Consider the following 6,579-nt stretch of genomic DNA (forward strand, 5'->3'; position numbering starts at 1 on the left):
TCAGAGGAAAGAGATCAGAATTTCCAAAGAGGGCGAAAGATTTTTCGCCCCTACAAGCCCTCTGGAAACTCTGGCAACCCGGAGGTGAAAATCGACCCCAAGCTGACGTTAAGGTCGTAGGGGCGAATAATTATTCGCCCGCTTAGGGCAAACTTGCATCGTGGCGGTGACCAGCCCCAACGGATCGGGAGTTGATGCAGCCCGAAGCTTCAAGGCTGGGCACACCACTAACACGGAAGCTCAAAGCAGGCCTTCAGTGTCTCGATGGAAGAGTCCCCCTGAACGTTTACTTCAAGAGAGCTAAATTTAAGCTTCTCATCCATTGATTCTTCTGTCCTCTGTCGTCTGTCATCTGCACCTGCAATTCTGCCTTTATGCAGGCGCATCAACCACAGGGCGAGCATGCTCGCCCTGTGATCTCTGGCTCACCGTTACTCAGAGTCTTTCTGCCCACCTTGATCGGTCTGGGCGCAGGGATGCCCGGCCTGATCTCCATGGCACTCCCGGATCTGCTCCGGAGTGCAGTTCTCTGGCTTGTCCTTTAGCTTGTGCGGATACTGGCAGTGTTCTTTGCAGCTCATATAAACCTCCTTTTGATTTAGAGTTTTCGCAAATGCTAAATAACATTGTACTCCTTGTCAATCTTCAACCCTCGGCTTTGCTTCAATATGATAATGTCCAAAAGTGGCGGGGGAGCACCGGCTTGACAGAACTTTTCATCGTATATAGTATTTAAATATATACTAAATTGGATACAGGTTCAAGCAATGCACTGCCTGGAGCTATAGATGGAAAACCGATTTCGCTTCAATCGGCTTGAGCTGGCCGGGTCCTTGGGGGATCTGGGCACCCTGCTGCCCATCGCCATCGCCATGGTTCTGGTCAATGGTCTGAACCCCCTGGGGCTGTTCTTCAGTATCGGGGTCTTTTATATCCTGTCCGGCGTGTACTTCGGGGTGACGGTTCCGGTCCAGCCCATGAAAGTCATTGGAGCCTATGCCATTGCCACGGCCTTGACTGCTGATCAAATCCTGGCCTCAACCCTGCTCATGGGAATCTTCCTTTTGATTATCGGGGCGACCGGAGCCATCGACGTCATCCGCAGGATCACCCCAAAATCCGTTATCCGGGGAGTCCAGCTAGCTACAGGGACTCTTCTCATTTCTGAAGGGGTCAAGTTCATAATTGGGACATCCAAGTTTCAAGCCCTCCAGGATGCAGTGGAACCGTATTTAGCCTTCCAAGCCTTGGGTCCGGTATCCATCAGTCTGGTTATAGGAGTTGGCGCAGCTCTCGTTACCCTCCTCTTGCTGGACAACAAGAGATTCCCGGCCGGGCTGTTCGTGGTTCTGGGCGGACTGGCCTTGGGTTTGGCTCTGGGAGCCCGGATCGACTTGCAGGGCCAGGACCTTGGCTTCAATCTCCCGGAAATCCTCCCCTTGGGCTTTCCGGGAAATGCTGATTTCACCTTTGCCCTGTTTGCCCTGGTCCTACCTCAGCTGCCCATGACTCTTGGAAATGCCGTCTTGGCCTACACTGACCTATCCAAACAGTATTTTGCAGACCGATCGAACAAGGTGACCAATAGGGCTGCCTGCATCAGCATGGCTCTGGCCAATTTTTTCAGCTTTTTTCTGGGAGGAATGCCTTTATGCCACGGGGCTGGAGGGCTTGCCGCCCATTACCGCTTTGGGGCCCGAACAGCCGGCTCCAACCTGATTATTGGGCTGATCTTTCTCATCCTGGCCCTTGCTCTGGGCAGCAAGGTCATAAACGTCCTTCATCTGCTCCCAATGGCTATCCTGGGTGTTTTGCTCGTCTTTGCCGGCTCTCAGCTGACCCTGACGGTCATGGATCTGGACAGCCGCAAGGACTTTTTCGTGGCCACCCTCATCCTGGGCATTACCCTGGCTTCCAACCTGGCCGCTGGCTTTATTGCCGGCATGATCGTGGCCCAAATTCTGAAGTGGGAGAGACTGTCGGTATAGGCATGGTGTAATGGAGACAACGGCTTAAGATCATGACTGATATTATTGCTGTAGAGACTTTGGCCAAACGCTTTGATGATGTCCAAGCAGTTTCTGACGTTTCATTTACCGTCAAGCAAGGCGAGCTGTTCGGCTTCCTGGGGCCCAACGGGGCGGGCAAGACCACGACCATCAATATGCTCACCGGCCTGGCCCGTCCGGATTCCGGGACCATGAGCATCGGGGGGCTGGACTGCACGAAACGCCCCAGATCGGCCCAGCATCTCATCGGCGTGGTTCCGGATGAGAGCAATCTGTATCCCGAGCTGACCGGGTTCGACAATCTGTGCTTCTGTGCCGCCCTGTACGGACTGGGCAAGGATGAACGGCAAACCAGGGCCAGAAAGCTCCTGGAGGACTTCGGACTCAGCCAGGCCGCCGGCCGCAGATTCTGGGGCTACTCCAAGGGCATGAAGCGCAAGCTGACCATTGCGGCCGGGATCGTTCATCTGCCCCAGATCCTGTTTCTGGACGAGCCGACCACAGGAATCGATGTGGCCAGTGCCCGGCAGCTGCGCCAGCTGGTGGCCGACCTGAACGAATCCGGGACCACGATATTTCTCACCACCCATTACATCGAGGAGGCCGAGCGCCTCTGCGACCGCATCGCCTTCATTGTGAACGGACGCATTGTCCAGATCGACAGTGTGGACAATCTGCTCCAGCCGCTGCAGACCAAACACGTGATCCAGATCTCCTGCGACCAGGATATATACGGCGTAGTGGATGAGTTGCGCCGCGATTTTTCTCATCTCCAATTTTTTACTCCCAGCAAGGCTACCCTGCAGGTGGAAGCGGATCAGCCGATAAAGGCCGGGGCATTGGTCCATTTTCTGGAGGAGCAGGGGGTGGAGGTTTCCGAAGCCCGGAAGATCAGGCCGTCTCTGGAGGATGTGTTCGTGCGCATCACCGGTATAGAAGCAGACGCCATGCGCAGTGAGAAGGAAAAAGGAGGCGGCGGACAATGAAGATGTGGATTGCCTTTGTCAATATTTTATTCAAGGACATGCGCACCTATTATCTCAAGCCGCCGAATGTGAGCTGGGGGCTCATCTTTCCCCTGGCCTGGACCGCCATGTTTTTCATCAAGACCGGCAGTGGCTTGGGCAGCATACCCGAGCTGCTCCCGGCTGTGGTAGCCCTGTCCATTCTTTTTGGTTCAACCTCTCTGCTGGCGGTGACCGTGACCTTTGAGAAGAAGCAGCGTTCTTTTGAAAGGCTCCTGCTGGCCCCGGTCCCTCTGGAGGTTTTAATGCTGGCCAAAACCAGCGGAGCCATATTATTCGGCATTGCCAACGCCTTTGTCCCGGTGATCATGGCCGCCTTTCTGATGGATCTGTCCCAGATCTCCTGGATGGCCTTTATCCCGGCGGTGGTGCTGATTGCCGTGACCTCGACCTTTTTGGCTCTCTTCATCGCCGTGGCCGTGAGCGAGGTGTTCGAGGCCCAGACCTTTTCCAACTTCTTTCGTTTTCCGATGATCTTTTTCTGCGGTCTGTTTTTCCCTGTTCAGCAACTGCCCGTTTTTTTAAAACCCGTATCCTTCGTCCTGCCCCTGACCTATGGGGCGGATGTCCTGCACGGTGCGGTCCACGGCGCGCATATGCTGCCCTTTGCGCTTGATCTTGTCATCCTGGCCGCTTTTTGCGCCGGGCTGTTCCTGCTCAGCCTGCGCAACATCCGGAGGCATTGGATTGCGTGAAATCAGGGCCAGATCGAGCCTTCCTGGAGATTGAAGAACTGGGCCTTGAGCCACTCGTTGTAGCTGAGGATGGTTTCCTCCTCGCTGTCGTTGCTGGCAGGGCGCTCCAGGACTTCAGATACCAGCTCCCTGTCCCGAAGCAGGGTAGGGTCCAAGGTGCGGCCCAAAAGGACGTTCCGGGCCTCGTTGATCAGGGCTGTGCGCTGCCCGGCCTGGGGATCGCCCTGGTGTTTGTCCGGATGATGCAGGCACATCATGCGGTAATAGGCATACTTTATCTCGCTGGGCGAGGCGTGCACCGTAACGCCCAACACCTGGGCCGCTAAGTTGAGATGGCTGGATTGAGACATAAAAAAGTCACGGAATAGAGTGTCGGTTGTTAACACTACAACGTAACCTAGAGGGGTAAACAAAAACTCCGGACCCAGGTTAGGATGCTCTTTTTAGGACTCAGGTGGAGGAGCATCCCCCTGAAACGGTCCGGAGTTTCCATGCACACCATAACCACAGCCAGCTCTTTGAACAAGGGGCATTCCTTGGACCTCCAGCTTGTTACCGGCTCCGAGTGGGAGCCTTTGTGGGATCAGCTGGTCCATGCCCATCACTACCTGGGATGCAGGAAGCTCCTGGGCCGGCGCCTTAAATACATGGCCTTTGTCCAGGAAGAACCAGTGGCTGCCCTTTCCTGGAGCGCGCCTGCGCGTCAGCTCGGTGTGCGGGACCAGTTCATCGGCTGGGATCCTCAGCAACGCAAGCGCTTCCTGGGCCGCTTGGCCGCGAACAGCCGCTTTGTCATCTTCCCCTGGGTGCAGGTGAAGAACCTAGCCTCCTGTGTCCTGGCCAGGAACCTGCGGCGCCTCAGACACGACTGGAAGCAGCGCTTCCAGGAGGACCTGTGGCTTGTGGAGACCTTCGTGGATCCCCGCTACTTTCGAGGAACCGTATACAAGGCTGCTAACTGGCGATTTTTGGGCTCGACCCAAGGGTATACCAAACGGGGCAAAGGCTACCTCTATCACGGCCGGACCAAGGACGTGTATGTCTACGTTCTCGAATCTGGCCTGTGGGACATCCTGGGATGCTCCTCCACCTTGCATGTCACATCACTTCCCAAAAAGGTGGAGGAGCTCAGTATGGCCCTGCAGTCCGGGAATTGGAATCCCTCGCTGGACTTTGCCGAACTGGATCTTGAGCAGGAGGACATTCAGACGATCGCGGACGAACTGGTCTCCTTTCATCAAGAGTTCAGGCACTGTTTTGGTCGAAGTGAGCAGGAGCGCCTGGGGCTTGGCTATATATTTGGCCTGCTCGGCGACACGAAGGCCAAGTCCGCGGAGCCTATCGCGCTGGAATACATCGAAAAGCCCGCCGTGCGCTCCCTGCAGCGCTTCATGAAAGTTGCCCCATGGGACCACGAGGCCATGCTCAGGACCCATCAGGAAAACATGGCCAAGTATCTTTCTTCTCCCGGAGCAATGATCACAGTCGATGCTTCCGAGTTCCAAAAGAAAGGAACCCATTCCGTGGGCGTGGCCAGACAATACTGCGGCCGCCTGGGAAAGACGGAGAACTGCCAATCCGGGGTGTTCGCCGGCTATACCAGTGAACACGGACATTGCCTTATCGACTGTCAGCTTTACATGCCCAGGCAATGGTTCAACGAAGAGTACAAGGAACTGCGGGCTAAGAACCTCGTCCCCGAAGATGTGGAATTCCAGACCAAGCCAGAGATCGCCCTGCAGCTGATCCACCGGGTCAAGGACATATTCCCTGCCTCTTGGATCGGCTGTGACTCGGCTTTCGGCTCTGATGATAATTTTCTCAGCTCATTGCCTGAAGGACTCTGGTATTTCGCTGACGTTAAAGGCAGTGAAAGAGTCTTCCTGGACAAGCCCGAAGTAGGGGTTCCAGCCTACCAGGGCAAGGGTAAGCCCCCTACAAAACAGCGGGTCCTGTCCGGAGATCTTCGCAGGGTTTGCGATATCGCCAAGAGCGAGGATATCTCCTGGCAAACCGTCAATCTGGGCGAGGGAACCAAAGGCCCTCTTCTCGCCCACGTAGCCTGCATGAGGGTGTATTCCTCACGAAACGGCTTCCCTAAAAATGAGCCGGTGTGGCTCTTTATCAGGAAGCATTTCGATGGACAGATCCGGTATGCAATCTCCAACGCTCCGGCAGATACGCCGTTTGAAAAGCTCTGCAAAGCGTCCGCCATGCGCTGGCCCATCGAACAATGCTTTGAGGAAGGCAAAAGCCATCTCGGGATGGATGCCTACGAGCACCGTTCCTGGCCAGCCTGGCACAGGCATATGATCTACGTGATGCTCGCACAGCAATTCCTGTTCCGGTTGCGGCAACGCTTTAAAAAAAACTCCAGACTTGAGTCTCGCTGAAGCGAAGTATCTTGTGGCAACAGTATTACCCCGCCGATCACTTGATCATGCGGAGGCAATAGAGATTCTCAAGTATCGTCACAGGCGAAAGAAAGAAGCGTATCTATCACACCGAAAAAGGAAGTTAGCTGAGGCCAAGCAATTAGGTTGCGAACTTACGTTGTAGTGATAACTCTTTTTCTTTTTCGTCAATGTCAAAAGTTACTACAATGTGGTAACGCTTAATTGAGGAATTGCCGGATTTGTCTTCCCTTCTTGTCATAAATTCCCTGCGCCCATGTAAATGTTTGAAAACCAGGCCTTGAAGGATTTTATTTTCGTAGACCCGGAGCGGTTAGCTAATACGTAAGCATTCAGGGGAGTTGGAAAACCTAAGAATAGACCGTCATTGCGAGCACAGCGAAGCAATCTCCTGGTTTTGTCCGGGACGGTGATGCGCTGGAGATTGCTTCGGCGA

At 54.7% G+C, this 6,579-nt stretch carries 7 protein-coding genes; 4 read left to right on the forward strand and 3 right to left on the reverse strand.

Going from position 1 to position 6,579, the window contains the following annotated elements:
* Positions 1 to 431: 431 nt before the first annotated feature.
* Positions 432 to 581 (reverse strand): hypothetical protein, encoded by a 150-nt coding sequence (locus N902_RS19990; RefSeq protein ID WP_167330633.1) that lies wholly within the window; start codon positions 579 to 581, stop codon positions 432 to 434.
* 207 nt (positions 582 to 788) lie between these two features.
* On the opposite strand from N902_RS19990, the gene N902_RS0107550 reads away from it, so the two are divergent.
* From N902_RS0107550 to N902_RS0107560, 3 genes are read left to right on the forward strand one after another with little or no spacing between them, the layout of a single operon-like run.
* On the forward strand, positions 789 to 1,988 hold the full coding sequence (locus N902_RS0107550) for a putative sulfate/molybdate transporter (RefSeq protein ID WP_027370445.1): 1,200 nt from the start codon (positions 789 to 791) through the stop codon (positions 1,986 to 1,988).
* Between the two features lie 32 nt (positions 1,989 to 2,020).
* Positions 2,021 to 2,995, forward strand: a complete 975-nt coding sequence (locus N902_RS0107555; protein WP_027370446.1) for an ABC transporter ATP-binding protein — start codon at positions 2,021 to 2,023, stop codon at positions 2,993 to 2,995.
* Positions 2,992 to 3,729: an ABC transporter permease gene (locus N902_RS0107560; protein WP_027370447.1), complete on the forward strand. Its 738-nt coding sequence runs from the start codon at positions 2,992 to 2,994 to the stop codon at positions 3,727 to 3,729. The genes N902_RS0107555 and N902_RS0107560 overlap by 4 nt, the downstream gene beginning before the upstream one ends.
* A gap of 2 nt (positions 3,730 to 3,731) precedes the next feature.
* Here the strand turns inward: N902_RS0107560 and N902_RS0107565 are convergent, their stop codons facing one another.
* A complete protein-coding gene (locus tag N902_RS0107565) occupies positions 3,732 to 4,079 on the reverse strand; it encodes a J domain-containing protein (protein ID WP_027370448.1) in 348 nt (115 codons plus the stop codon).
* Between the two features lie 141 nt (positions 4,080 to 4,220).
* Here N902_RS0107565 and N902_RS0107570 point away from each other — a divergent pair, with 141 nt between their 5' ends.
* A complete protein-coding gene (locus tag N902_RS0107570; RefSeq protein WP_027370449.1) occupies positions 4,221 to 6,122 on the forward strand; it encodes an IS701 family transposase in 1,902 nt (633 codons plus the stop codon).
* Between the two features lie 258 nt (positions 6,123 to 6,380).
* Here N902_RS0107570 and N902_RS20155 read toward each other — a convergent pair.
* Positions 6,381 to 6,579 (reverse strand): hypothetical protein (locus N902_RS20155; protein WP_208596283.1); only part of this gene is annotated, 199 nt, incomplete at its 5' end.

The sequence above is a fragment of the Desulfovermiculus halophilus DSM 18834 genome (assembly GCF_000620765.1).
GTDB classification, from domain to species: domain Bacteria; phylum Desulfobacterota; class Desulfovibrionia; order Desulfovibrionales; family Desulfothermaceae; genus Desulfovermiculus; species Desulfovermiculus halophilus.